Below are 25,310 nucleotides of genomic sequence, written 5' to 3' on the forward strand. Positions count from 1 at the left end.
GGGGGTTAGTGGTGGGTGGTGATGTGGCGTTTCAGGCGTTCCAGGGCGGTTTCCAGGTCGGTGGTCAGAGGGAGGACCTGGGGCCAGTCGGCGGTCTTGGCGTGGGCTTCGAGGGCGGCGGCGGCTTCGGCCAGCGGGTGGGCGCCGACCAGGCGTGCGGCGCCCTTGATCTTGTGGGCCTGGCGCGCGAGTTGATCCAGGTCGCCGTGGCTGCGGGCCTGCTGCAGCTGGGCCAGGTCGCCCTCGGTCGCGTCGAGGAAATCATCCAGCAGCGCGCGCGTGTCCGCGGGATTGCCGCCGGTCAGCACGCCCAGCACCGCGGCATCCAGCGGCTCGGGGTGCCCGCCCAGCTGCGGCAGCGGCACCGACGCGCGCACGTCGCCCGCCAGCGGCACCGTGTGCGGCATCCAACGCTGCAGGCAGGCCACCAGTTCGGGAATGCTGACCGGCTTGGCCAGGAATTCATCCATGCCCGCCGCCTGGCTGCGCTCGGCCTCGCCCTTGAGCGCGGCGGCGGTGAGCGCGATCACCGGCGTGCGCTTGCGCCCCGAGGCCGCTTCCTCCGCACGCAGAGCCCGCGTCATCTCGTAGCCATCCATCTCGGGCATGTGCACGTCCGACAGCACCAGCGCATAACGCCCGCTGCGCCAGGCCGCCAGTCCCTTCACGCCGTCCTCGGCCGATTCGCTGGCGTAGCCCGCCAGCGCCAGCTGCCGCGCCACCACCAGTCGGTTGGTCGGATGGTCGTCAACGATCAGCACCAGGCTGCGCTCGGACAGTGCCTGCGCCACCGACGGCAGCGGCCGCGCCAGGAAGCCCTGCCCCGGCTCGGCCGGCGCATCGGGCTCGATGTCGGCCACCTCGCCGCGCGGCAGCGTCAGCGTCATGCGCAGCGTGGTGCCGGCGCCCGGCGTGCTCTCCATCTGCACGTCGCCCTGCATCAGCTCGGCCAGGCGGCGTGAGATCACCAGGCCCAGGCCGGTGCCGCCGAAGCGCCGCGTGGTGCTGCCCTCGGCCTGCTGGAAGGGCTGGAACAGCCGCGCCTGCTGCTCCGGCGTGACGCCGATGCCGGTGTCGGTGATTCGGAAGCAGACCCGGTCGCCATCGCCCTCGCGCCCCTTCCATTCCAGCGCGGCCTCGACCATGCCGGCCTCGGTGAACTTGATCGCGTTGGACAGGAAATTGCTCAGCACCTGCCGCAGCCGCAGCCCGTCGGCCACGTGCGCCGGCCCGATGCGGTCGTCCACCTCGCAGGTCAGCACCAGGCCCTTGCTGGACGCCGAGCCGCTGAAGTTGGCGACCGTGGACTGCAGCAGCCGCGGCAGCGAGATCGTGCTCGGCGACAGCTCCAGCCGCCCCGCCTCGACCTTCGAGAAATCCAGGATGTCGCCGATGATCTGCAGCAGCGAGCGCGCCGACTGCTGGATCACGCCCACGGTGCGCCGCTGGTCGTCGTCCAGCGCACTGTGCGACAGCACCTCCAGCATGCCGGTGACGCCGATCATCGGCGTGCGGATCTCGTGGCTCATCGCCGCCACGAAGCTGGACTTGGCCTCGCTGGCCTCGCGCGCCCGCGACTCGCTGCTGCGCAGCTGCTGCTCGAGCTGCTTGATCTGGGTCAGGTCGGTGCCCACCGCCAGGTAGCCCACGGTCTTGCCGGTGCCGTCGCGCATCGCCGAGGTGGCCAGCAGCACCGGCACGTGGCTGCCGTCCTTGCGCACCACCGTCCACTCCAGCGGCGGCGAGCCCTGCTCGATCAGCACCGGGATCATGCGCGCATCGGCCGCCACCGGCCGGTCCAGCGCCTTGGTCAGGTCCTGCGCCACCTTCTCGGCTTCGGACTTCAGCAGCAGCCGGTCGACGCTGCGCTTGCCGATCATCTCCTCGGCGCGATAGCCCGACAGCCGCTCGGCATAGGGATTGAAGCTGCTGAAGCGACCGTCGAGGTCGATGGACATGATGGCCACCCGCGCCGCCGCGAACAGCGAGCGCTGGAACACCTCGCGCTCCTGCAGCGTCGCCCGCACCTGCTCGTTGCGCGCCAGCTGCTGGTTGAGCTCGCCCTCGAACTTGCGCACGTCGTCGCGCATGCCCAGGAACACCTCCAGCACCTCGCCCAGCTCGCCCGAGGGCCGGAAGCGAGGCGCCGCCTGGTAGTCGTGCCGGCGCATCTGCTGCGCCAGCGCGGTCAGGCTTTCCACGCCCTTGTAGATGTTGCGCACCAGCTTGGTGCCCACCACCGCCACCACCACCAGCGTGAACAGGCTCACCAGGGTGCGGATCCAGGCCGCCTGCCGCGAGCGTTCCTCCTGCTCGCGCACCGCCTGCTCGGCCTCGATCATCTCCAGGTCGCTCAGGTGCTTCATGCGCGTGGTGACCGGATCGATCGCCGGGTACAGCTCGGTGTCGGCGAACCGCCCCAGCGCGACGATGTCCTTCGCCAGCAGGATGCCGCGCAGCGTCTGCGCCGCGGTGTCGGCGCGGATGCGCGCGCGCTCGATCTGGGTGAACAGCTGCTGCTGCGCCGGCGTGTGCGGCATGCCCTCCAGCGCCGCCCAGTGTTCGCGGATGCGCAGGCGCGCGTTGTCCACCACCTGCACGCCCTCTTCCCAGGCGATCAGGTCGTTGCGCACGCGGAAGGTGGTGTCGACGATGTCCAGGCCGTAGGCGTCCGACACCGCCTTGATGCGGCGCAGGCCGGCGAGCGATTCGTCCTTGAGCTGTTCCAGCGCCTGCTGGTTGCGCTGGCGCTCGATCTCGTCAAGGGTCAGCACCCCGGCGCCGGTGAGCAGCAGCAGGCCGAACAGGCCCAGCAGCTGCAGACGGATGCCGAACTTGGGACCCGGCCGCGGCATCCCGGATCAGTGGTGCGTCTGCCGCCAGCGCAGGATCGCGTCCGGCAGCTGGTCGCCGGGCACCGGGGCCGAGATCAGGAAACCCTGCGCGAAATCACAGCCCAGGCCGGCCAACAGCTGCCATTCCTCCACCGTCTCCACGCCCTCGGCCACGACCTTGAGGTCGAGCTTGCGGGCCAGGTCCAGGCTGGTCTCGATCATCGCGCGCTTGCGCGGCTGCGACGGCGCGCCGCTGACGAAGCCGCGGTCGATCTTGAGCGCCGTGAAGGGAATCTGCGACAGCTGCGACAGCGAGGAATAGCCGGTGCCGAAATCGTCCACGCTCAGACCGAAGCCCTTGAGCCGCAGCCGCGCCAGCATGCCCAGGCCGCGCGCGGTGTCGCTCATCACCGAGCTTTCGGTGATCTCCAGCACCACCTGGTCGGGGCTCAGGCCGTGCTCGCGCAGCACCGCCTCGTAGCGGTCGGCCACTTCGGGGCCGGTCAGGTTCTGGGCCGACACGTTGACCGAGATGTTGAGGTCCAGGCCCTTGGCCTGCCAGCGCTTCCACCAGGCGCAGGACTGCACCAGCATCAGGTTGGTGAGTTCGTCGATCAGGCCGCCGGCCTCCATCACCGGCACAAACACCGCCGGCGGCACCATGCGGCCATCGGCCAGGCGCCAGCGGGCCAGCGCCTCGACGCCGACGATCTTGCCGTTGCCGAACTCGGCCTGCGGCTGGAAATAAGGAAAGATCTCGCCGCGCGCCAGGGCCTGGCGCGCCTCGTCCAGGCTCACCTCGATGTCGGTGGCCACGGCGCCCTGGCCCACCTCGGACTCGTACACCGACAGCACCGTGGTCAGTTTGCCCGGGGTCAGCGGCTTCTCGATGCAGCCCAGCACGCGCAGGCCCGAGGCCTTGGCCATCACCTGCACGGTGTGCAGCAGGGCCGGCTCCATGGCGCTGACCACGGCGATGGAATGGGCCAGGCGCTCCTGGGCGACGATGCCGATGAACTCGACGCCATCCATGCCGGGCATGTCCAGGTCCACCAGCACCACGTCCGGGGCGGCGGGCAGGGCGCGCAACAGGTCCAGGGCTTGGAATCCGTCGGCGGCCTCGTGCAGCTGGGTCAGGCCCAGGTCGGCGAGCAGGCGCAGGCCCAGCCGGCGCTGGAAGCCGTGGTCCTCCACCAAAAGGATAGTCAGCCCCGCCAGACCCATGCCTTTCCCCCGAAAGCGCACCCCGTGCCGGAGTGTCCGCCGACTCTACCTGTCGGGCCGTGAAGGCGAAAGCGCACCGCGGCGCGCGCCGGGAGCCGGCCCTGCTCGTGTGCAGTAACGCTGTCAGCGACAGCCAGCAGCCATGTCCCGGGACAGATATTGCGCCGCAGCAGCGAAAACCGTGCTGCAGCGCACATTGCTTAGCTTTCGGGCCATACGCTAGCGTCCGGCCAGCGGTGGCAGGGGGGTGGTGCCGGGGGGATTCCGGACCGTCGCCAGCGCAGCAAGACGAATGCCTGTCTCATACCGGACACCGGTCCCGGGTCCGTGGCGCAAGACGATTCCTTGGGGAGATGACGATGACGATTCCATTCCGCAGCCCTGCGGCCCGCTGGCTGCCGGCCATTGCCGTACTGGCGCTGGCCGGCCCGACGCTGGCCAATACGCTCAACCAGAACGTGTCCTGGACCATCGACCGGGCCGGCACCAGCACCAAGTACCGCATCGTGGCGTACGGCGATTCCATCTATGCCGGCTACAACGGCTCGATCAGCAATGCCGCGAAATACTCCGCGCCCACGGTGGACGCCGAGTACCTGGCCGCGCGCTGGGGTGCCGACATCGAGAGCATCCGCCGCACCAAGTCCGGCGCGGTTGCCAGCGACGTGTACAACAACAAGATCGTCGCGGAGCGCTCGTACATGCAGGCCGCCTCCACCCGCGTGGTGACCTTCGAGATGTGCGGCAACGACGGCCTGCAGGCGCGCACCAGCTTCAAGGGCCAGACCGGCACCTGCAACTACGCCGTGCTCGATTCGGCGGTGAATGCCTGCCGCACCTACGTGGCCGCCGGCATGGACTTCATCAATGCCAACGCGCATCCCAACACCCGCGTGAAGGTGATCGCCAACCTGTACTACCCCGGCTACAACGCCGACAACGTGCAGAGCTCGTGCCGCGACGCCAGCACCGGCCAGACCGTGAACCTGCGCGACCGCTTCCTGCCGGCCATCGCCCGCATGAACTGGAGCATGTGCGACTTCGCGCGCCAGAAGGGCTTCCAGTGCGCCGACAGCTTCGCGCAGTACATGGGCGCCGACTACGACACCAATGGCGACGGCCAGGTCGACTCGGCCGCGCTGCGCTACGTGTCGGGCGAAAGCGAGGCCAGCTACGTGACCCGCATCACCTCCACCCTGCGCTCGACCCTGCGCGACGCCAACACGCACTTCGCCACGGCCTCGACCAGCTACGACTACATCCAGTCCGACGACGTGCACCCGACCTACACCGGCGGCACCGTGTCGGCCGGCCTGTGGGGCGGCACCACCGGCACCGGTGCGGCGCGCTACACCAGCTTCACCAATGGCCAGAGCCCGATCTGGAACCGCTTCGGCCACGAGCGCATGGGCTGGGCGATCTCGGTCTACAACACGGCCACGCCGTAAGCCGGCGCCGGACGGATACCGACCGTGAGCGCCAACGGCCCGCCGCCGCCCCCGTCGTCCGGACCGGACGACGCGGGCGTGCGGGTGGTGCGCAAGCCTTCGGGCCCGCCGGGTCCGTGGCGGGGCTTGGCCATCGCCGGCGTCATGCTGGCGGTGGCCGGCGTTGTGGCCTACCTCGGCCTTCGCGAACCGACGCTGCTGCCGCAGAACCCGGTGGCAACACCCGCGGCGGCGCCTTCGGCGCCCGCTGTGCAAGCCAGGGCACCGACCCGGCCGCATCCGGCCCTGGCCACCGACAACCTGCCCAGCGGCGACCCCAATGACCTGGCCAGCTACTTCCGTCCCGGCGACGAAGAGCCGACCGGCGCCGAAGTGATCGGCGCGCTCAACGACGTGGGCATCCACACCGGCATCGGCGCCTTCAATCCGCCGGGCACCAGCCCGCCGCTGGAAGGCCTGGCCGTGCCCGAGGACTTCGAGCTGCCCGAAGGCTACGTGCGCCACTATCAATCCACCGACGAGGGCGTCGGCATCGAGCCGATCCTGATGTTCTCGCCCGGCTTGCAGCTGCGCGACGGCAACGGCCGGCTGATCGCGCTGCCCGATGACCTGGTCGTGCCGCCGCACCTGGCGCCGCCCGGCCTGCCCCTGCGGCGGGTGCGCATTCCCTCGCCCTGAGGATTCACCCGGAGTTTCGTGATTTGAGCATGGAGCGCTTGCCGCCTTCCCGCTGGCGCCACCTGGCTGCCGTCGTGTTGTCCGCCGTGCTGCTGGGCCTGTATGCGCGAGGTGGCCCGGCGTGGATGCTGGGCTTCGTGGCGCTGGTGCCGTGGCTGATGGCGCTGGAGGCGACGCGCACGCTGCGCGGCAGCCTGGCCAGTGCGGTGCTGATGGCCGTGGGCTTCGTGGCGGCGGTGTTCGCCTGGTTCGGCGCCGCGATCGGAGGCTTCACCGGCATCGGCGTGCTGCCCGGCACCGCGGTGCTTCTGGTTCTGGCGCCACTGATGCAGCCGCAGCTGCTGGCCTACGCGCTGGCGCGACAGCTGGCCGCGCGCAGGCATGGCGCGGTGCTGCGCGCGCTGGCGGGCGCCAGCGCCTGGGTCGGCTGCGAGTGGCTGCTGCCCAAGCTGCTGGGCGATACGCTGGGCCATGGCCTGGCGCCTTCGGCGGCGTTCCGGCAGGCCGCGGACCTGGGCGGCGCGGCGGGCCTTAGCCTGGTGCTGATCCTGGTGAACGAAGCGGTGGCTGCGGCGCTGCAGCGGCGCGCCGGCGGCCTGCGTGCGATGCGCGCGCCGCTGGGCGCGGCCGCCGCGCTGGTGGCGGCCCTCGGCCTGTACGGCGCGGCGCGCCTGGCCACGCTGCAGGTGCCGCCGCCGGACGCGCCGATGCTGCGGGTGGCGATGATCCAGGCCAGCATCACCGACTACGAACGCCTGCGCCAGGAGATCGGTACCTACGGCGTGGTGCGAAAAGTGCTCGACACGCATTTCGGCATGTCGCAGTCGGCGGTGATCGAACACGGCGCCGATGTACTGCTGTGGTCGGAGACCGTCTATCCGACAACCTTCGGCAAGGCGCGCAGCCAGGACGGCGCCGCGCTGGACCAGGAGATCCAGGCCTTCGTGGACGTGGCCGGCGTACCGCTGGTGTTCGGCACCTACGACCGCGACGAACTGGGCGAATACAACGCCGCCGCCTTCCTCGAGCCGGGCGCGGGCCTGATGGGCTTCTACCGCAAGACCCATCCCTTCCCGCTGACCGAACACGTGCCCGCGTGGATGGACAGCGCCTGGCTGCGACGCCTGCTGCCCTGGACCGGCAGCTGGCAGCCCGGCTCGGGCGCACGCGTGCTGCCGCTGCGCGCGCGCGACGGCCGCGAGGTGAACGTGGTGCCGCTGATCTGCCTGGACGACGTGCGTCCGGGCCTGGCCATCGACGGCGCGCGCCTGGGCGCGCAGGCCATCATCGGGCTCTCCAACGATTCCTGGTTCACCGGCTATCCGGCCGGCGCGCGGCTGCACCTGTCGGTGGCGGCCTTCCGCAGCATCGAGACGCGGCTGCCGCAGGTGCGCGTGACCACCAACGGACTCAGCGCGATCGTGGACAGCAGCGGTGAAGTGCTGGCCAGCACCGGCATCGGCGACCAGGCGGTGCTGACCGCGGAGCTGTCCGCGCGCGATCCGGCGCCGACGCTGATGGTGCGCTGGGGCGACTGGGTGGGCCGCGCCGGCATGGCGCTGCTGCTGGTCCTGATGGCGCTGGCGGCGTGGAGGAAACTGCGCCTGCGCAGCGACGACCCCGCGGCGCCGGTGTATTCGGACACCGTGGCGCTGCTGGCGCCGGGCTGGCGCTGGACCGCGGCGGCGCTTCGGGGAGTCGCAGGTCTGGCGCTGGCGTGGATCGCCGTGGACATGCTGCTGCGCAGGGGCCTGCAGGTGCAGTCCTTGTCGCAGCTGCGGATTTTCGGTCTCGGGGTCGTGCTGCCCCTGCTGGGCGCGTGGGCGATCCAGCGCCTTTTCGCGGCGCGCGTGCGCATCGCCGACGGGCGCCTGTGGCTGGACCAGCGTCGCCAGCAGGTGTCGATTCCGCTCGCATCGATCCAGCAGGTGAAACCCTGGCGGCTGCCGCTGCCGCGCGCCGGCGTGGACCTGGCGCTGTCGGGGGCGAGTGGCTGGCGACAGGGCCTGGCGGGCGCCGACGCGCTGCGGCTGGAGGCCGCGCTGGCCGCGGCCGGCGCACCGGTGCACGTGCAGGCGGGCGCAGCGCGCGGCGCGAGGATGGCGCACGCCCGCGCCCTCACGCGGCATCGCTGGCTCGACCACGGCCTGGTGAAGTTCGTGCTGTTTCCGCTGCTGCCGGCGGCGGTCGCGTTCCGCCTGCACCAGGTCATTGCCTTCGGCGGACCGCTCGGCGAGTTCTACACGCACGGGCCGCTGGCCTGGGCCACGGGCGCGGTGATCTGGTGGGCTTCCTGGTCGATCGGGCTGATGCTGCTGGCGGCGGTGCTGCGCCTGGGCGTCGAGGCGGGGTCGCTGTTGGCGCTGGCGCTGGCCCCGGCACGCCTGGTGGTAATGCGGGACGGGCTGCAGTGGCTGGCGCGCGCGATCTACTACCTGGGCGTGCCGGCCTGGCTGGCGCTGCGGCTGCTGTCGGACTGAAGTGCGGAAGGGACGTCGGCGCAACGGGATGTGAAGGCCGCGCCAGAGGCCGGCCCGGCCGGGACGGCCCCCGCTGCTATAATTCCGAGTCTTTGCTCCAGCCCCCGGAAGCCCGCCATGTCCGTGCCAGCCCCGTTCGCCGCCCCCAGCCTCGACCGCGAGTACGACCTCGAGTCGAAATACACCCGCGAGGAAGGCCGCATCTACCTCTCCGGCGTGCAGGCCCTGGTGCGCCTGCCGCTGATGCAGCAGATGCGCGACCGCGCCGCCGGCATAAACACCGCCGGCTTCATCTCGGGCTACCGCGGCTCGCCGCTGGGCGGCTTCGACCTGGAGCTGTGGAAGGCCAAGAAGCACATGAAGGCCTCGGGCATCGAGTTCACGCCCGGCCTGAACGAGGACCTGGGCGCGACCATGGTCTGGGGCACGCAGCAGACCAACCTGTTCCCGGGTGCGAAGTACGACGGCGTGTTTTCGATGTGGTACGGCAAGGGTCCGGGCGTGGACCGCTGCGGCGACGTGTTCAAGCACGGCAACGCCGCCGGCACCTCGCAGTTCGGCGGCGTGCTGGCGCTGGCCGCCGATGACCATGCCTGCCGCTCGTCCACGCTGCCGCACGGCTCCGAGGGTGAGTTCGAGTCGGCGATGATGCCCATCCTCAATCCGGCCGGCGTGCAGGACATCCTGGACATGGGCCTGCTGGGCTGGGCGATGAGCCGCTACACGGGCCGCTGGATCGGCTTCAAGACGATCGCGGAAACGGTGGAGTCGTCGGCCTCGGTGAACGTCAACCCGCACCAGCTCGACATCATCCTGCCGCGCGATTTCGAACTGCCCGCGGGCGGCCTCAACATCCGCTGGCCGGACCCGCCGCTGAACCAGGAAATGCGCCTGCACCAGTACGCCGTGAAGGCGGCGCAGGCCTTCGCGCGCGCCAACCACATCGACAAGACCGTGGTGGATTCGCCGAACGCGCGCCTGGGCATCGTCACCACCGGCAAGAGCTACCTTGACGTGCTGCAGGCGCTGGAATACCTGGGCATCGACCGCAGGACCGCCGAGGACATCGGCATCCGCGTGTACAAGGTCGGCATGACCTGGCCGCTGGAGCCGGTGGGCATCCGCGAGTTCGCGCGCGGGCTGCAGGACATCATCGTCGTCGAGGAGAAGCGCAGCTTCATCGAGCGGCAGATGAAGGAATACATGTACAACTGGGAGGCCCGTCCTTCCATCATCGGCAAGTACGATGAAGCCGGCGAGTGGGTGCTGCCCAGCACGAATGAGCTGACTCCAGCCACCATTGCCGGCGTGATCGGCCGCCGCATCCAGCGCTTCCACGACAGCGAGCAGATCCGCGCGACGCTGAAGTGGATGCACGAGAAGGAGTCGGAGCTGGCGCAGCCGCGCGCGCTGTTCCCGCGCGTGCCGCACTACTGCTCCGGCTGCCCGCATAACTCGTCCACGGTGGTGCCGGAAGGCTCGCGCGCCCTCGGCGGCATCGGCTGCCACTACATGGTCACGTGGATGGACCGAAAGACCGACACTTTCACCCACATGGGCGGCGAAGGCGTCACCTGGAGCGGCCAGGCGCCGTTCACCGAGGAAAAGCACGTCTTCCAGAACCTCGGCGACGGCACCTACTTCCACTCCGGCTCGCTGGCGATCCGGCAGTCGATCGCCGCCAAGGTCAACATCACCTACAAGATCCTCTACAACGACGCCGTGGCGATGACCGGCGGCCAGCCGGTGGACGGCACGCTCACCGTGCCCGACATCGCGCACCAGGTGCGCAGCGAAGGCGTGAAGACCATCGTGGTGCTGTCGGACGACATCGAGAAGTGGAGCGACAAGTCCATCTTCCCGTCGGGCGTGGAGTTCTACGACCGCGACGAGCTGGACGCCCAGCAGAAGCGCCTGCGCGAGGTCAAAGGCACCACGGTGCTGATCTTCGACCAGACCTGCGCCGCCGAGAAGCGCCGCCGCCGCAAGCGCGGCAAGGCCGTGGACCCGAAGAAGCGCATCGCCATCAACTCGCTGGTCTGCGAAGGCTGCGGCGACTGCGGCGTGAAGTCGAACTGCGTGTCGGTGCTGCCCAAGGAAACCGAGTTCGGCCGCAAGCGCGACATCGACCAGAGCAACTGCAACAAGGACTTCAGCTGCGTGAAGGGCTTCTGCCCCAGCTTCGTCACCATCAAGGGCGGCGGGCTGCGCAAGCGCAAGGGCGTGGGCAAGGCCGAGCTGCTGGCCAGCCTGCCGGCGCCGGTAATCCGCGGCACCCTCGAGCAGCCCTGGAACATCCTGATCACCGGCGTCGGCGGTACCGGCGTGGTGACCATCGGCGCGCTGCTGGGCATGGCCGCGCACCTGGAGAACAAGGGCGCCAGCGTGCTCGACCAGACCGGCCTGGCCCAGAAGGGCGGCGCCGTGACCACGCACGTGCGCATCGCGCGCACGCCGGCCGACATCCACGCCGTTCGCATCGCCGCCGGCGAAGCCGACCTGGTGCTGGGATGCGACATGGTGGTGGTGAACGACTACTGGGCGCTGTCCAAGATCCGCGCCGACCGCACCGAAGTGGTGATCAACGACTACCAGGCCATGCCGGGGCCGTTCACGCGCCAGCCGGACATGCAGTTCCCGGCGGCGGGCATCGTGGATGCGATCCGCACCGCGCTGGGCGGCCGCGAGCCGGTGCAGGTGGCGGCGACCGAGATCGCCACCGCGCTGATGGGCGACGCCATCGCCACCAACCTGTTCATGCTGGGCGTGGCCTGGCAGCGCGGGCTGGTGCCGATCAGCTTCGAGGCGCTGGTGCGCGCGATCGAGTTGAACGGTGCCGCGATCGAGATGAACAAGACCGCCTTCGCCTGGGGCCGCCTGGCCGCGATCGACCCGCAGTCGGTGCTCGAGGCCGCGGGTCTGGTGGAATCGCCGCAGACCGAGGTGGCCGCGCTGCCGCTGGACGACGAGCGCCTGTCGCGCAATCTCGACGAAACCATCGAGCGCCGCATCGCCTTCCTCACCGACTACCAGGACCGCGCCTACGCGGGCCGCTACGCCGGGCTGGTGGACAAGGTGCGCCAGGCCGAGGCGCGCAAGGCGCCGGGCTCCACCGCGCTGACCGAGGCCGTGGCGCGCTACTACTTCAAGCTGATGGCCTACAAGGACGAGTACGAAGTGGCGCGGCTGTACACCTCGGGCGAGTTCAGGCGCCGCATCGAGCAGCAGTTCGACGGCGACTACAAGATCCACTTCAACCTGGCGCCGCCGCTGTTCGCGAAGAAGGACGCCGACGGCCACTTGATCAAGCAGGAGTTCGGGCCGTGGATGTTCACGGCGTTCAAGCTGATGGCGAAGTTCAAGTTCCTCCGTGGCGGCGCGCTCGACATCTTCGGCAAGACCGAAGAGCGCCGCATGGAGCGCCAGCTGATCGTGGACTACGCCAGGACGGTCGAGGAGCTGCTGACCACGCTGGACGGCGGCAACGTCGGCCTGGCCGCCGAGATCGCCGCGGTGCCGGAACACATTCGCGGCTACGGTCACGTCAAGGAAGCGCACCTGGCCAAGGCGAAGGCGCGCGAGGCGGAGTTGATGGCGGCGTGGCGCAACCCCGCGCGCGCCGTCGCCGCCGCGTAAAAGCGTCCGTACCAGGTATAAATGACTTCGCCCCCGGAACTCTGGCCTTGGCCAAGGTTCCGGGGGCGAAGTTATTTATACCTGGTACGTTGTCCCTGCCTGGTACGTTGTCCCTGTCGGTGGCTTCAGCGCGAGGAGACCAGGCGGTCGAGGGCCTGCTCCACTTCGCCGCGCTCGAAGGCGCCAAGCTGGCGCGCCGCCGCGCGATAGCGTTCGATCAGGCCCGCATCCGCAGGCATCACCCGGGCCAGCGCCTTGAGCACTTCGCTGGCCTCGAAGTCCGAGCCGATGTCCGTCAGCGCGACCAGCACCCCGTCGGCGGTGGCGACGTCCACCTTGCCCGCGTCCATCAGCGCATTGAGCGCCTCGCGCAGCTCGAAGTCCGAGCCGAGAGTGGCGGCCAGCCGGAACCAGGCGGCGCGCGCTTCGGCCGAGGCGCCAAGCCGCGGCGCCGCGGCGGTCAGCACTTCACGCGTCTCGAAGTCGCTGCTGATACCCTGCGCCAGGTCCAGCGCCACAACCACGGCCGCGGGGGAGGCCTTGCCGCGCTCGAACATCGCCTCGATCACGCGGCGCTGCTCGAAATCGGAACCGATGGTCGCGACCGCACGCTTCCAGGCCGCCAGCACCTCGCCCTGCAGCTCGCCCGACTCGGCCAGGGACGACAGCAGCTCGGCCTGCTCGAAGTCCGAGCCGATGCCCTGCGCCAGGTCCAGCAGCTGCACCTGCTGGGCCGGCGCCATGCCCGGCGACGACAGCGCCGCCTGCAGCGCCTGGCGTAGTTCAAAATCTGAAGAGATGTCCTTGGCCAGCGCCAGCGCGCGCGTCATCTGCGCCGCGTCCGGCCGGGCATGCTTGAACAGCACCGCCAGGTAACGCGCGGCCGAGTGGTCGGATTCGATCAGCGCGATCTCGTCCAGCAGCGCGGGCACGCCGCCCTTGGCCAGCAGCGCCTGGCCGCGCTGCTCCGCGTTGATGCCCGATTCGCGCATCACGTCCGGCAGCGTCTTCGCCAGCCAGGCGCGGCCGTCGGCATCCAGCGGCACTTCCTTGCCGGCGCGGCGGTATTCGCGCTGGATCACGCCGTCCTTGCCGAAGTAGCGGACCTCGCGCTCGACGCCATCGCGGGTTTCGGAGACGCGGAACGTGGCGCCCGGTCCCAGGTGCGCGATGTCGGTGCTGTCGGCGTTGAACACCACCTTGCCCGTCATCTTCAGCCGCAGCTTGTAGCCGTTTTCGCTGTGGCTGATGCTGATGCTGTCGTCGTCGCTGAACATGTGGCGGCTGTAGCCGCCCTCTGCCAGTTCCGAGGCCAGCGTGGTGACGGCCAGGCCGGGCAGGGCCACCAGGGCCACCACGGCCAGGGCAATGGCGGTGCGGCGCAGTGCCGGGGACAGGGGACGGATCGACATCGGGGATTCCTCCAGAAGGTTCTGTACGCGGCGCAGCACCGGACCGGACTCGCCGGCCATGGCCACCGCCAGCGCGGGTTGACCGGCATGCGCGCCGGCGTGGGTGAGGCAGGTGGCAAGGCATTCGGCCAGCGGAAGGCCGCTGCCCATCAGCTGCATCGCGCGGGCATCGCAGGCGTCTTCGGCCAGGGCTTCCAGGCGCCGGCAGGCGTGCCGCGCCAGCGGATGGAAGGCCAGCGGCAGCAGCGCCAGGCGCTGGGCCACGCGCCAGGCGGGGTCGCGGCGCTGCAGGTGGCTGAGTTCATGCGCCAGCAGGGCGCGCTGCTGGGTTTCATCCAGCGTGAGTGTCCACGCCGGCAGCAGCACGCGTGCGCCAGGCAGCACCATCGGGCTGGCCACCGCGCGGCTGATGCGCAGCGAGGGCGCCGCGATGCCCAGTTCGGCCGCCAGCTGCCTGGCGTGCTGCTTCAGGGCCTCGTCGGCCGTTTCGCCATGGTGCGCGGTGGCGCGGCCGAGACGATGCAGGGCCAGGCCCTGCATCGCGAGCCGCAGCGCGCCGAGGACGATGACCAGCATCCACAGCGCCAGCAGGCCCGAAGCGATGACGCCGGGCAGGGCGATCGGCGCGGGCCGCAGGTTTTCGCGCGGCGATGGCGCCAGCGCGGGCATCGGGACGGCATCCCGCGACGACGCGGGCGCGGCGATCGCCTGCGGCAGCGCGGCGGCTGTCTGCGAAGCGGATGACATCGCATCGGCAGGCGCGCGCGTCGATGACGTCTCTGATCCGGCCTGGTCGGGCACCGACGCCACTACCGGCCGCGCCGTCTCGCGCCACGCCGGCACCAACACCGCGAAGCTGGCCGAAGCCAGCGCACCGAACAGCGCCACGCGCCACGCCAGCTCGGCCCAGCCCGTATGCCGCAGCCCGCCGGCACGCTCGGCCAGCCACGCGGCGCCGAGCAGCACGGTGGCGTGCACCGCCAGGGTCAGCAGGAAGGAGGTCGCCAGGTCGAGCGCGCTCATGGCTTGCGCGCCTTCGCCGTCGACAGCAGGGCCTGCACGCGCTCCAGGTCGCCGGGCTTGACGTCCTTCTCGTCCACCAGGTGCGCCAGCAGTGCCTGCGGATCGCCGCGGAACAGCGACTGGATCAGGCCGCCGACCATGCTGCGGCGCACCTGCGATTCGGTGAGCAGGGCGCGGTAGTACAGCACCCGGCCGTCGCGGCGCTGCGCGACCACGCCGCGCTTGGCCAGGCGCGTGAGCAGGGTGGCCACGGTGGTGTGCGCCAGGCCGCGGCGCTGCGCGAGGGCGGCGGCCACGTCGGCCACGCTGGCCTCGCCGCGCCACAGCACGCGCATCAGGTCGAGCTGCAGCTCGCTGAGCGCGACGGCCTCGAGATCGTTTTCCATCGGCGTTCCCTTGTTCTACATCTGTCGTACTACAGTTGTAGAACAGGCCCTCCGCCTTTGCAACAGGCCGGAAGTCACCCATCCTGCGGCGACCCGGGTCCGGGCCGACCGGTCAGGACGCGGGCCGGGCGTGACGCGACGACGCCGGGCCTGTGATGTTTTTCCCCGCCGCGCGAATCACCCTTCAAGCACCCCGACCCGAGACGCCATGTCCACCGCCCGGCCCGACCCGGCCCGATCCGACTTCGAGACCCTGATGGCCGCGCACCGCGGCATCGTGGTCAAGGTGGCCGCCAGCTACTGCCGCGACGCGGAAGACCGCGCCGACCTCGCGCAGGAGATTTCGCTGCAGCTCTGGCGCGCCTGGCCCGGCTACGACCCGGCCCGCCGCTTCTCGACCTGGCTCTACCGCATCGCGCTGAACGTGGCCATCTCGCACCTGCGCCGCGAGCGCGGACGGCCCGCGCCCGACGCGCTGGGCGAGGCGCACGAACACCTGGTCGGCGCCCGCGACGTGGACGCCGAACAGCGCGAGCAGCTGGCCCTGGTACAGGCCGCGATGCAGTCGCTGGGCGCGCTGGACAAGGCGCTGCTGCTGCTGCACCTGGAAGGCTGCAGCCATCGCGACAGCGGCGAGATCCTGGGCATCCGCGAAGGCAATGTCGCCACGCGCCTGGGCCGCATCCGGCAACAGCTGCGCCGCACCGCGGCCGCCGCCCACATCAACGGAGACGACCATGGAACTGACTGAACTCGAACGCGCCTGGCAGGGCCTGGACCAGCGCCTGGCCGGCCTGGAACACGAACTGCAGGCCACGCGCCGGCACCGCACGCTGGACACGGTGCGCCGCCGGCTGCGCTGGCTGGGCTTCTGGCAGGCGGTGCAGCTGGCGGTGGGCGCAGCCATCGTGCTGTGGGCCGGTCCGTACTGGATCGGACACTGGGGCCAGTGGCACCTGGTGGGCTACGGCCTGGGCATCCACGTGTACGGACTGGCGCTGTTGATCACGGCGGTGGTGCAGCTGCTGTCGGTGGCCTGGGTGGACTACCGCAAGCCCGTGGCCGAAGTGCAGCAGCGGCTGCTGATGCTGCGCCGCGTGCGCGTCTGGGGCGAACGCTGGGGCGTGGTGCTGGGCTTCGCGGTGTGGATGCCGGTGCTGTTCGCGCTGCTGGCCGCGATGGGCATGGACCTGTGGACCACGCGGCCGGGCGTGGTGTTGGCCAATGCGGGCCTGGCCGGCGTGCTGGCGGCGACCGCGTGGGGGGTGACGCAGCGGCACCGCGAGCGCTTCGCGCGCGATGCCAGCGGCCGCAGCCTCCTGGCCGCCGAGGCGGAGCTGTCGGAGCTGCGCGACGCGACGCCGCGCGGCTGATACCTAGGTCGCGTCGGCCTGGTTCTTCAGGATCAGTTCGGCCAGCCAGGGCTCGCCTTCCTGCATCAGCTCCAGCGGGGTCTTGGCCCAGCCGGTCAGCACCATGGCTTCGGCGATGGTGAACTCGAGCTGGGCCTTGGTGAACTTGCGTTCGCCGGCGATGACCGCTTCGAGCACGGCGCGGCCGGGCATCGGCGCGTCCATCTCGGCGGCCTTGGCCGCTTCCACGGCGCCGGGCGCCGAGGCGCCGTGGGCGACCAGGTGTTCGATGCGGCGCAGGGCGTCGCTCTGCGCGTCCTTGCCGGCCGGCACTTCCGGCACCGCGGCGGCCAGGCTCTTGTGCAGGGTGTTGAGCTGGCCGGCCACCTTCATGCGCTGCAGGTTGGCGGCGTCGCGGGCGTGTTCGGCGTCTTCGACGTCCTGGCGCAGGCGTTCGGTTTCGGCGGGGTTGCCACCGGCGGTGGGCAGGGCCTGTTCGATCGCGGCGAGGCGGGCGAGCCAGTCGCTGCGCTCGGGCAGGGCCGGGGCGGCCTCGATCAGGGTGCGAAGCTGCTGGATCTGGGCGCGGGGGTCGCTCATGGCCAGAGTATAGGTCGGCAGCCCGTGACAATTCAGCCCTGCCCGGGGGCCGGCGCAGCCGCTGCGGATGTCCGGCGGCGGGGGTGGCTTCGCGTACTGACAGGGGTCCCTCCCACCAAGGATTACCGATGACCCTGCGCCTCCTGTTCGCCACCGCCCTGGCCCTGTCCCTGTGCGCCTGCACGCCGGCCGATCCCTCCGCTCCCGCGGTGGCTGCCGACGGCGCGGCGGTGGCCGAAGCCCCGGTCGCCGAGGCGCTGTCCGATGCCGCCGAGGCACCGGCGCGCGGCGGCCGCGAACTGGCCGAGGGCAGCCTGGACTTCGCGCTCACCGCACGCACCATCGAGAGCAACAGCCGCGGCGACGCCAATTCGGTGCAGTGCCAGATGGACTTCAAGGCCAGCAACCGCAGCCAGGCCCAGGTGAAGTCGGTGGTGGCGGAGTTCCGCATCGCCAGCGGCGACCAGGTGATCGCCACCGACAGCACCCTGGTGATGCCCTTCGAGATCCCGCCGGGCCAGACCCGCGACGCCTGGGGCCCGATCGTGATCGACGACCACCGCTGCGCCGACCTGGACGTGCGGGTGCAGCCCGCCACCGTCGGCATGTGCCGCACCAAGGACAAGGGTCCGTGCCCCGCCTACCAGCTGTCCGCCGAAGGCCTGGGCAGCACAGGCTGAGGTGTCCGTGTCGCACGACGCCGGCGGCGTGGCCAACGCGGGGCCGCGATTGCACGGCCCTGCGGGAAACGGGATGCTGGCCTCGGCACCGGCACGGAACGAAGCATGACCCACCCTCTGCATTGGCCACAGGTCGAAGCACTGTTCGACGCTGCGTGGGAGTTGCCCGACGCCGAGCGCCGGGCCTGGATCCTGGCGCAGCCGGCAAGTGAGGCCGTGCGCCGCGCGGCCTGCGACCTGCTGGATGCCGCCATCGCCAGCGAACGCTTCCTGGATGCCGAGGCCGATGCCGGCACCACGGACACCGACGCCACCACCGTGGACCGCCTCGCCCCCGGTGATCGCGCCGGCGCCTGGCGGGTCCTGCGCAACCTCGGCCGCGGCGGCATGGGCGAGGTGTACGAAGTGGAGCGCGCCGATGGCCAGTTCACCCAGCGCGCCGCGCTGAAGGTGATCACGCGGGCGGATGCGCGCGCCTGGGACGGGTTCAACCACGAACGCCAGATCCTGGCGCACCTGGACCATCCGGGCATCGCGCGCCTGATCGACGGCAGCCTGCTTGAGGGCGGTACGCCCTTCATGGTGATGGAGCTGGTGGACGGCGCGCCGATCGATGCCTGGTGCGAATCGCATGGCGCCAGCCTGGACGCGCGCGTGGCCCTGGTGCAGCAGGCCTGCGAGGCGCTGGCCCATGCGCACGGCAAACTGGTGGTGCACCACGACCTAAAGCCGTCCAACCTGCTGGTGGATGCGGGCGGCCGCGTGCGGCTGATCGATTTCGGCATCGCGCGCCTGGCCGGCCAGGAAAGCGGTGCGGCGGTGGCGGCGCTGTCGCAGGACTATGCGGCGCCGGAGCAGGCCACGGGAGCCGGCACATCCACGGCCACCGACGTGCATGGACTGGCCGCGGTGCTGTATCGCCTGGTTTCGGGCAAGCCGCCGCGCAATACCGCGGGGCTGTCGCCGGCGGCGGCGCTGGCGCGCATCGTGTCCACGCCCCCGCGGCCGCTGCGCGAGGCCACCGATGCCGGGCGCTGGCGTTCGGGAAGCGCCGAGCGGGCGCTGTTCGAGGACCTCGATGCGATCCTGGCCAAGGCGCTGGCGACCGATCCCGCACATCGCTATGCCACCGTCGACCAGTTCTGCGACGAGCTGGCGCAGGCGCGGCAGCGCGGGCCGGTCGCCGCGCGCGCACACGAGCCTTCGCACCGGATGGCCAGGCAGCTGCATCGGCATCGCTGGTCGGTCGCAGCCGGCGCGACGGTGCTGCTGAGCCTGGCCGTGGGGCTGGGCCTGGCGCTGGGGCAGGCACGCGAGGCGGCGCGCCAGCGCGACCAGGCGCTGGGCGAACAGAAGCGGCTGGAGGCGGTGCAGCAGGCGCTGTTCCTGATGTTCCGCGGCGCCGGTGAATTGCGCGGCGGCGAGGCGACTGCGGCCGACGTGCTGGGCCACGCGGCCCAGCGCGTGCAGGACGAGTTCGACCGCAACCCCGGGGAGGCCGCGCCGATCCTGCATGCGCTGGGCGAGCTCAACTTCCTGATCACCGACTACGAGGCGGCGGCGCCGATGCTGGAGCGCCTGGCCGGCGCGTCGTCCGCGCAGGTGGACCCGAGGCTGATCGCGGCAGGGCGCTACGACCTGGCGCAGGTGCGGTTCCGGCAGGGCGATGCCGCGGCGGCGCGGCCGCTGCTGGCGCAGGCGCAGGCCTTCTGGCGCAGCGACCTGGCGCGCTGGGAATCGCGACTGGTGGACAGCCGCCTGCTCGAGTCGCAGCTGACCAAGGCCGAGGGCGACGTGGACGGCGCCATCGCGCTGCTGCGCGAGGGGCTGCAGCGGCGCATCGCCCTCAGCGGCGCGCAGCACCGCGAGACCGGCATCTTCCACAACAATCTGGGCGTGGCGCTGTTCGGCGCCGGGCGCATGGACGAGGCGCGCGATGCGTTCCAGTCGGCGCGCGCGGTGTGGCAGGCCACGGGGCTGCAGCAGACGCCCGATGCGCTCAACACGCTCAACAACTGGGGCGCGGTCGAAGTCGCCTCCGGGCGGCCGACCCAGGCCGAGCCGCTGTTCCGCGAAGCGGTGGACCTGCGGCGGCGCTACTACGGGCCTTCGGCCGCGACCGCTGCGCTGCTCAGCAACCACGGCAAGCTGCTGCTGGCCACGGGCCGGCCCGAAGATGCGCTGCCGGTGCTGCGCGAGGCGGCGGCGATGGGCGCACGATTCGCGGGGCACGGCAGCCTGCACCATGTGGCGGCGCTGAGCGGCCAGTCCGAAGCGGAGCTCGCACTGCAGCGCATCGAAGCCGCGGCGCTGAGCGCGGAGACGGCACTGGCCGCGGCGCTGGAAACGCTGGGGCGCGACCATCCGGGCACCGGCATGGCCAGCCTGGCGGTGGCCGCGGTGGCGGGACATCAGCAGCGATGGGGCGACGCGGACGCCCTGCTGCGTGAGGTCGAGCGGATTGCCACTTCGGCAGGACCGGCGGGTGCGCGCCTTACGGCGCAGGCATCGGTGCTGCGGGATCGCTATCGGGTTCCGGGGAATCGCCCAGGGCCTGGAACAGCCACGCCCGCGCCTTGATCCAGTCGCGGCGCACGGTGCGGTCGGTGACCCCGAGGATGCGCGCGGTTTCCAGGTCGGAATAGCCGCCGAAGAAGCGGCATTCGATCACCTGGGTCAGGCGCGGGTTGAGTGCGGACAGCTGCTGCAGCGCTTCGTCGAGTTCGACCATGCGTTCGTCGCTGACCCAGAAGGGCTCGACCGGATGGTCTTCCAGCGAATCCACCGCGCCGCCGCCGCGCTTGGCGGCCAGCTTCTGCCGGGCGTGGTCCACCAGCGCCTGGCGCATCGCCAGCGCGGCGGCGCGCAGGAAGTGCAGTTCGCCGTGCCAGCCATCGCTGCGCTGCAGGCGCAGGTAGGCCTCGTTGACCAGGGCGGTGGTGCGCAGGGTTTCGCCGGCGCGGACGCGGCGGCGCTCGCGGCGCGCGTGCCGGCGCATGTCGTCCATCAGCAGCGGCGCCAGGGTGGCGGCCGTGGCGAGCACTTCGGGCGGGTGGTCGAGCGTGGCGGAATCCATCGTCGGGCGGGTCCTGGGCGGTGCGGCGGCGTGTCCGCATCAGGGCCATGCCTGCGTAGGAAGGCTATTCCCCAGACACGGTGATGACGATGCGGTTGTTTCCAAATACGTTGCAAGCAAGGTGGGCAGGCCAGCTCCGGCGCGCCGCGGTGTTCATGTTCGTCGTCGCGGGCGTGCTGGCGATGCCGCTGGCGCGTGCGGAGCCGGATGCCGATGAGGTGCTTATCGCGCCCAGTGCGTTCCATGGCAACTGGCGGGTGGTCGCGCGCGACGATCGGGGTGAGAGCGCGCTGATGCAGATCGCGCTGCAGCACGGCGCGGGCCAGCCCGAGGGCCACGGTGACTACACGCTGTTCCAGCCCTTCTGCGATGCGGTGGCCGGCCAGCCCATCACGGGCATGTCCGACTGCGAGCTGATCGGCGCCAGCGACCGCTTCGACCAGGTCGTGCCGCGTCGCCGCTGGCTGGTGCTGGTCTTCCGCCCCACCGCCGATGGCCAGCCGCACACCCTGGCGGTGCGCCGCGACGGCGACCGCCTCGTCGGCCAGTACCGCAACCCCGACCTCACCCTGCCCATCGTCCTGCACCGCACCGACTGACCCCGAAACGAAAACATACCAGGTATGTTTTCCGGCCCGCCTGTCTCACTGAGAGTGAAAACATACCTGGTATGTTTTCACGGGGGTCAGGGGCTGACGTTGATGAAGCGGAGGAATTCCGCGCGGGTGCGGGCGTCCTCGCGGAAGTCGCCCAGCATCTTGGAGGTGACCATGCTGACGCCGCGCTTGTGGATGCCGCGGGTGGTCATGCACTCGTGTGCACCCACCACCACCACGCCGACGCCGCGCGGCTGCAGCACGTCCTGGATGCAGCCGGCGATCTGCGCCGTCATCTTTTCCTGCACCTGGAACCGGCGCGCATAGGCTTCGACCACGCGCGCCAGCTTGCTGATGCCCACCACCTTGCCGCTGGGCAGGTAGCCGATGTGCGCCTTGCCGATGATCGGCGCCATGTGGTGTTCGCAGTGCGATTCGAACTCGATGTCGCGCAGCACGATCATCTCGTCGTAGCCGGCCACTTCCTTGAAGGTGCGCTCCAGGTACTCGCGCGGATCGATGCGGTAGCCGCTGAACCAGTCGCCATAGGCCTTCGCCACGCGCTTGGGCGTGTCGAGCAGGCCTTCGCGCGCAGGGTCTTCGCCGGCCCAGCGCAGCAGCACCCGCACCGCATCCTCGGCCTGGGCCTGCGTGACCTCGTCGGCTTTGTCATCGGCGCTCATCGGCAACACTCCAGGCAGGGGACGCACAGTTTAGCCAAGCGCCGTGACCCCGCCGCGAAGGCGCGGCAAGCTCAGCCCGGCCGGGTGCTGCGATGGGAAACCCAGCCGGCGACGGCGACGATCAGCGCCGACAGCAGGAAGGGCGCGCCCGGGAAATCCACGCCCAGCGCCGGATTGATCGCGCTGGCGAACACGGTGGCGAAGATCATCGGCGCAAACACGCCCGACAGGCTGCCCAGGCTCATGAAGGCGCCCTGCAGACGCCCCTGCTCGTCGGGCCCCACCCGCGCGGTCGCCAGCGCCTGCACCGCCGGATTGGCCAGCCCCCAGAACGCCATCACCGGAATGCCGGCCAGGAACCACGCGCCGGTCGGCGCAAACGCATACACCAGGAAACCCGCCAGCCCGCAGGCCTGCCCCACCAGCAGCGCACGGCGCTCTCCGATGGCCTTGACGATGCGGCCCGTCAGCCCGGCCTGCACCAGCGCCGTGCAGATGCCGACCAGGGCCAGCACGTAGCCCACCTCCTTCGTGCCCCAGTCGTAGCGGTAGGCCGCGAACAGCACGAACACGGTGGGGAACACGTAGTGCGCCAGGTTGTCGAGCAGGATCACCGCCGCCAGGCCGAACACCTGCGGATAACGCCGGATCATCAGCACCGAGCCGACCGGATTGGCATGCGCCCAGTCGAACTTGGGGCTGCGGCGTTCCGGCGGCAGCGATTCGGGCAGCACGAAGTAGCCGTACAGGAAATTCGCCAGCGCCAGCGCCGAGGCCGCCCAGAACGGGGCCCGCAGGTCGATGTCGCCCAGCAGCCCGCCCGCCACCGGCCCGATGATGAAGCCCAGGCCGAAGGCCGCACCGAGCATGCCGTAGCTGCGGGCGCGGTCGGCCGGCGCCACCACGTCGGCGATGTAGGCATTGGCGATGGAGAAGCTGGCCGCCGTGATGCCCGAGATGACGCGGCCCACGAACAGCCACGGCAGCGTGTTCGCCAGCGCCATGAAGATGAAGTCCACGCCCAGCCCGAAGCACGAGATCAGGATCACCGGCCGCCGCCCGAACCGGTCCGACAGCGCGCCCTGGATCGGCGAGAACACGAACTGCACGGCCGAGAACACCATGCCGAACAGGCCCACCCACATCACCGCCGTGCCGGTGTCGCCGCCCGCGAACTCTTCCACCAGGTGCGGCAGCACCGGGATGATCAGCCCGAAGGCGAGGATGTCGATCAGCACCGTGACGAAGATGAAGATCATCGCGGCGCGGCGCGGAGGCGCGCGGTCCAGGGGTGCGTCCAAGCGGCCGGCTCCGGGGTGAAGGCGCGCAGTCTAGCCGACCGCGGCCCGGTCTATGGGGTCAGCCAGCTGGCCTGCCAGACGCCAGCCGCGCGGTCGAAGCGGGCGCGGACATGGCCGGCCGCGGACAGGCAAAGCCAGTCCAGCGACATCACCTGCAGACGCACCAGGGCGAAATTGCCGCGGGCCACGTCCAGGCCCGCGTCGTCGGTACGGGCGGTGGCGTGCTTCGGCCCGCCCTCGCCGGGTGCTTCGGCCACCGTGCCGGGAGCCCGCTGGCCCGCGTAGTTCACGCGGGCGGCACGGCCGCTGGCCGACCAGGCCGCGTCCGCCTCGGCATCGTCCAGGTGCAACTGCACGGTGCCCGACAGACGCAGCTGTTCGCCGTGGCCAAAGAAGCACCAGGCCACCCGCGGGTCGGCGCCCAGCTGCAAGCACTTCGGACTGCGCCGGTCGGTGTGGAACGCGACCGTGCCTGTCCCGGGGTCCACGGCGCGCAGCACGGCATAACGTGCCTGCGGGCCGTCGGCCGAGGACGAAGCCAGTACGCCCTGGTGGAAGGGATCGGCACGGCCGCGCGCGCCCGCGAGCAGGCGTGCCCAGGCATGGGTCCAGATGGCGTCGAGGGAGTCGTGCACGACGTGGATTGCAGCAGGCGCGCCGTGTGCGGCGCGGCAAGGCTCACTCGACCCGGCAGAACACCGCCTTCAGGTAGCGGCTTTCCTTCACGTGGGCCATGAACGGATGGTCGGCGCCGGCGCCGGCCACCTTCAGGATCTGCACGGTGCGCCCGGCGTAGAAGGCCGCGCGGCGGATCATGTCCAGGAACTCCTCCTCGCCCACCAGGCCGGTGCACGAGCAGGTGAGCAGCACGCCGCCGGGCTTGATCACCTGCATGGCGAGCTTGTTCATGTCGTTGTACTTCTTCAGCGCGGCAATGACCTGCTCGCGGTCGCGGGTGAGCTTGGCGGGGTCCAGGATCACCACGTCGAACTGCTCGCCGCGCTGGTGCGCGTCGCGCAGGTAGTGGAACAGGTCGGCCTGGACGAACTTCACCCGGGCGTCGTTGAGCCGCGCGTTCTTTTCGGCGACCTCCAGGATCTCCTCGTCCAGGTCGATGCCGATCACCTCGTCGGCGCCGCCGCGGGCCTTGGCATAGATGGCGAAGCCGCCGGAATTGCAGCAGATGTCGAGCACGCGCTTGCCGGCCGTGAACCGGGTGAGGAACTCGCGGTTGTCGCGCTGGTCGGCGAAGAAGCCGGTCTTGTGGCCGCTGCCCGGGCTGGCCCGGAACTTCAGGCCATGCTCGGTGATGACGCTGGGCTCGGGCGCCGGCGGCGAGCGGAAGTCGAAGCTCTCCTGCTTCTGCACGTGCTCTTCGGAGAAACTGTAGAAGCGGCAGCCGGGGAATTCGGCGCGCAGCGCGGCGTAGATCCACTCGCGGTAGCGGAACGGCCCGGCCGAGAAGAACTCCACCACCAGCAGGTCGGCGTAGCGGTCCACCACCAGGCCCGAGATGCCGTCGCCTTCGGAATGCACCACGCGCCAGGCGTCGGTGGTCTCGTCCAGCTTGAGCAGGTCGCGGCGCAGGGCCACGGCCGCGCGGATCCTGCGCGCGAACCAGGCCTCGTCGATGGCCTCGTCCGGGTCCTCGGTGAGCACGCGCAGAGCGATGCGCGAATGGCCGTTGTAGAAACCGCGTCCCACCCACACCCCGGTGTTGTCGACGATGTCGACCAGGCTGCCCGGCTTGGGCTTGGCGACCGGCTTTTCGACCATCTTCTGGAAGATCCAGGGATGGTTGGAACGGCGTTCGATCTTGAGGCGGACTACGGGCAGGGCATCGGTCGTCATGCCCGAATTGTACCGGCCGGCGACCCCGGGCGCCCGCGGCGGGCCTGTCC

At 70.7% G+C, this 25,310-nt stretch carries 19 protein-coding genes; 9 read left to right on the forward strand and 10 right to left on the reverse strand.

Features of this window, described 5'->3' with window-relative positions; genetic code table 11:
- Positions 1-5 precede the first annotated feature (5 nt).
- Together ACOQFR_RS07940 and ACOQFR_RS07945 are read right to left on the reverse strand one after the other, a co-directional pair.
- Entirely contained in the window at positions 6-2,855 is a 2,850-nt protein-coding gene (locus ACOQFR_RS07940; protein ID WP_421380480.1) for an ATP-binding protein, read from the reverse strand.
- Positions 2,856-2,861: 6 nt separating this feature from the next.
- Positions 2,862-4,058: an EAL domain-containing response regulator gene (locus tag ACOQFR_RS07945; RefSeq protein WP_421380482.1), complete on the reverse strand. Its 1,197-nt coding sequence runs from the start codon at positions 4,056-4,058 to the stop codon at positions 2,862-2,864.
- Between the two features lie 359 nt (positions 4,059-4,417).
- Here ACOQFR_RS07945 and ACOQFR_RS07950 point away from each other — a divergent pair, with 359 nt between their 5' ends.
- The 4 genes from ACOQFR_RS07950 to ACOQFR_RS07965 all read left to right on the forward strand — a co-directional run bounded on the left by ACOQFR_RS07950 (position 4,418) and on the right by ACOQFR_RS07965 (position 12,300).
- Entirely contained in the window at positions 4,418-5,506 is a 1,089-nt protein-coding gene (locus tag ACOQFR_RS07950; RefSeq protein WP_421380484.1) for an SGNH/GDSL hydrolase family protein, read from the forward strand.
- 24 nt (positions 5,507-5,530) lie between these two features.
- Positions 5,531-6,184, forward strand: a complete 654-nt coding sequence (locus tag ACOQFR_RS07955) for a hypothetical protein (protein WP_421380486.1) — start codon at positions 5,531-5,533, stop codon at positions 6,182-6,184.
- Between the two features lie 29 nt (positions 6,185-6,213).
- Complete coding sequence (gene lnt / locus ACOQFR_RS07960) at positions 6,214-8,664, forward strand: apolipoprotein N-acyltransferase (protein ID WP_421380488.1); 2,451 nt, start codon at positions 6,214-6,216, stop codon at positions 8,662-8,664.
- Positions 8,665-8,781: 117 nt separating this feature from the next.
- Positions 8,782-12,300: an indolepyruvate ferredoxin oxidoreductase family protein gene (locus ACOQFR_RS07965; protein ID WP_421380491.1), complete on the forward strand. Its 3,519-nt coding sequence runs from the start codon at positions 8,782-8,784 to the stop codon at positions 12,298-12,300.
- Positions 12,301-12,425: 125 nt separating this feature from the next.
- On the opposite strand, the gene ACOQFR_RS07970 is transcribed toward ACOQFR_RS07965, so the two are convergent.
- Both ACOQFR_RS07970 and ACOQFR_RS07975 read right to left on the reverse strand, forming a co-directional pair.
- A complete protein-coding gene (locus ACOQFR_RS07970; RefSeq protein WP_421380493.1) occupies positions 12,426-14,735 on the reverse strand; it encodes a M56 family metallopeptidase in 2,310 nt (769 codons plus the stop codon).
- Complete coding sequence (locus tag ACOQFR_RS07975) at positions 14,732-15,121, reverse strand: BlaI/MecI/CopY family transcriptional regulator (RefSeq protein ID WP_421380496.1); 390 nt, start codon at positions 15,119-15,121, stop codon at positions 14,732-14,734. Before ACOQFR_RS07975 ends, ACOQFR_RS07970 begins: the two co-directional genes overlap by 4 nt.
- Positions 15,122-15,329: 208 nt before the next feature.
- On the opposite strand from ACOQFR_RS07975, the gene ACOQFR_RS07980 reads away from it, so the two are divergent.
- Together ACOQFR_RS07980 and ACOQFR_RS07985 are read left to right on the forward strand one after the other, a co-directional pair.
- Entirely contained in the window at positions 15,330-15,872 is a 543-nt protein-coding gene (locus ACOQFR_RS07980; RefSeq protein WP_421380498.1) for an RNA polymerase sigma factor, read from the forward strand.
- Positions 15,859-16,494, forward strand: a complete 636-nt coding sequence (locus ACOQFR_RS07985; protein ID WP_421380500.1) for a hypothetical protein — start codon at positions 15,859-15,861, stop codon at positions 16,492-16,494. The genes ACOQFR_RS07980 and ACOQFR_RS07985 overlap by 14 nt, the downstream gene beginning before the upstream one ends.
- Before the next feature lie 3 nt (positions 16,495-16,497).
- On the opposite strand, the gene ACOQFR_RS07990 is transcribed toward ACOQFR_RS07985, so the two are convergent.
- The gene (locus tag ACOQFR_RS07990; RefSeq protein ID WP_421380502.1) at positions 16,498-17,073 is read right to left on the reverse strand and encodes a hypothetical protein; all 576 of its coding nucleotides are present in this window, start codon (positions 17,071-17,073) and stop codon (positions 16,498-16,500) included.
- 128 nt (positions 17,074-17,201) lie between these two features.
- Here ACOQFR_RS07990 and ACOQFR_RS07995 point away from each other — a divergent pair, with 128 nt between their 5' ends.
- Both ACOQFR_RS07995 and ACOQFR_RS08000 read left to right on the forward strand, forming a co-directional pair.
- The gene (locus ACOQFR_RS07995) at positions 17,202-17,753 is read left to right on the forward strand and encodes a hypothetical protein (RefSeq protein ID WP_421380505.1); all 552 of its coding nucleotides are present in this window, start codon (positions 17,202-17,204) and stop codon (positions 17,751-17,753) included.
- A 105-nt stretch (positions 17,754-17,858) separates the two neighbouring features.
- Positions 17,859-20,333, forward strand: coding sequence for a protein kinase domain-containing protein (locus tag ACOQFR_RS08000; protein ID WP_421380507.1), 2,475 nt, complete (start codon positions 17,859-17,861; stop codon positions 20,331-20,333).
- Here ACOQFR_RS08000 and ACOQFR_RS08005 read toward each other — a convergent pair.
- Positions 20,248-20,829, reverse strand: a complete 582-nt coding sequence (locus tag ACOQFR_RS08005) for an ECF-type sigma factor (RefSeq protein ID WP_421380509.1) — start codon at positions 20,827-20,829, stop codon at positions 20,248-20,250. The genes ACOQFR_RS08000 and ACOQFR_RS08005 overlap by 86 nt on opposite strands.
- Positions 20,830-20,984: 155 nt before the next feature.
- Here ACOQFR_RS08005 and ACOQFR_RS08010 point away from each other — a divergent pair, with 155 nt between their 5' ends.
- Complete coding sequence (locus ACOQFR_RS08010; RefSeq protein ID WP_421380512.1) at positions 20,985-21,428, forward strand: hypothetical protein; 444 nt, start codon at positions 20,985-20,987, stop codon at positions 21,426-21,428.
- A gap of 86 nt (positions 21,429-21,514) precedes the next feature.
- On the opposite strand, the gene folE is transcribed toward ACOQFR_RS08010, so the two are convergent.
- The 4 genes from folE to ACOQFR_RS08030 form a co-directional block, all read right to left on the reverse strand.
- Positions 21,515-22,108 (reverse strand): GTP cyclohydrolase I FolE, encoded by a 594-nt coding sequence (folE, locus tag ACOQFR_RS08015; RefSeq protein WP_421380514.1) that lies wholly within the window; start codon positions 22,106-22,108, stop codon positions 21,515-21,517.
- Between the two features lie 71 nt (positions 22,109-22,179).
- Positions 22,180-23,367, reverse strand: a complete 1,188-nt coding sequence (locus ACOQFR_RS08020) for a TCR/Tet family MFS transporter (RefSeq protein WP_421380664.1) — start codon at positions 23,365-23,367, stop codon at positions 22,180-22,182.
- 92 nt (positions 23,368-23,459) lie between these two features.
- Positions 23,460-24,044, reverse strand: coding sequence for a pyridoxamine 5'-phosphate oxidase family protein (locus ACOQFR_RS08025; RefSeq protein WP_421380516.1), 585 nt, complete (start codon positions 24,042-24,044; stop codon positions 23,460-23,462).
- 43 nt (positions 24,045-24,087) lie between these two features.
- A complete protein-coding gene (locus ACOQFR_RS08030) occupies positions 24,088-25,260 on the reverse strand; it encodes a class I SAM-dependent rRNA methyltransferase (RefSeq protein ID WP_421380518.1) in 1,173 nt (390 codons plus the stop codon).
- Between the last annotated feature and the right edge of the window lie 50 nt (positions 25,261-25,310).

This window comes from Arenimonas sp. MALMAid1274 (genome assembly GCF_049195245.1).
Lineage (GTDB): Bacteria > Pseudomonadota > Gammaproteobacteria > Xanthomonadales > Xanthomonadaceae > Arenimonas.

Bases quoted from the DNA above. Each gene is read 5' to 3' on its own strand.
- ACOQFR_RS07940 (WP_421380480.1), bottom strand. From the start codon at position 2,855: ATGCCGCGGCCGGGTCCCAAGTTCGGCATCCGTCTGCAGCTGCTGGGC.
- ACOQFR_RS07945 (WP_421380482.1), bottom strand. From the start codon at position 4,058: ATGGGTCTGGCGGGGCTGACTATCCTTTTGGTGGAGGACCACGGCTTC.
- ACOQFR_RS07950 (WP_421380484.1), top strand. From the start codon at position 4,418: ATGACGATTCCATTCCGCAGCCCTGCGGCCCGCTGGCTGCCGGCCATT.
- lnt (WP_421380488.1), top strand. From the start codon at position 6,214: ATGGAGCGCTTGCCGCCTTCCCGCTGGCGCCACCTGGCTGCCGTCGTG.
- ACOQFR_RS07965 (WP_421380491.1), top strand. From the start codon at position 8,782: ATGTCCGTGCCAGCCCCGTTCGCCGCCCCCAGCCTCGACCGCGAGTAC.
- ACOQFR_RS07970 (WP_421380493.1), bottom strand. From the start codon at position 14,735: ATGAGCGCGCTCGACCTGGCGACCTCCTTCCTGCTGACCCTGGCGGTG.
- ACOQFR_RS07975 (WP_421380496.1), bottom strand. From the start codon at position 15,121: ATGGAAAACGATCTCGAGGCCGTCGCGCTCAGCGAGCTGCAGCTCGAC.
- ACOQFR_RS07980 (WP_421380498.1), top strand. From the start codon at position 15,330: ATGTCCACCGCCCGGCCCGACCCGGCCCGATCCGACTTCGAGACCCTG.
- ACOQFR_RS07985 (WP_421380500.1), top strand. From the start codon at position 15,859: ATGGAACTGACTGAACTCGAACGCGCCTGGCAGGGCCTGGACCAGCGC.
- ACOQFR_RS07990 (WP_421380502.1), bottom strand. From the start codon at position 17,073: ATGAGCGACCCCCGCGCCCAGATCCAGCAGCTTCGCACCCTGATCGAG.
- ACOQFR_RS07995 (WP_421380505.1), top strand. From the start codon at position 17,202: ATGACCCTGCGCCTCCTGTTCGCCACCGCCCTGGCCCTGTCCCTGTGC.
- ACOQFR_RS08000 (WP_421380507.1), top strand. From the start codon at position 17,859: ATGACCCACCCTCTGCATTGGCCACAGGTCGAAGCACTGTTCGACGCT.
- ACOQFR_RS08005 (WP_421380509.1), bottom strand. From the start codon at position 20,829: ATGGATTCCGCCACGCTCGACCACCCGCCCGAAGTGCTCGCCACGGCC.
- ACOQFR_RS08010 (WP_421380512.1), top strand. From the start codon at position 20,985: ATGTTCGTCGTCGCGGGCGTGCTGGCGATGCCGCTGGCGCGTGCGGAG.
- folE (WP_421380514.1), bottom strand. From the start codon at position 22,108: ATGAGCGCCGATGACAAAGCCGACGAGGTCACGCAGGCCCAGGCCGAG.
- ACOQFR_RS08020 (WP_421380664.1), bottom strand. From the start codon at position 23,367: ATGATCTTCATCTTCGTCACGGTGCTGATCGACATCCTCGCCTTCGGG.
- ACOQFR_RS08030 (WP_421380518.1), bottom strand. From the start codon at position 25,260: ATGACGACCGATGCCCTGCCCGTAGTCCGCCTCAAGATCGAACGCCGT.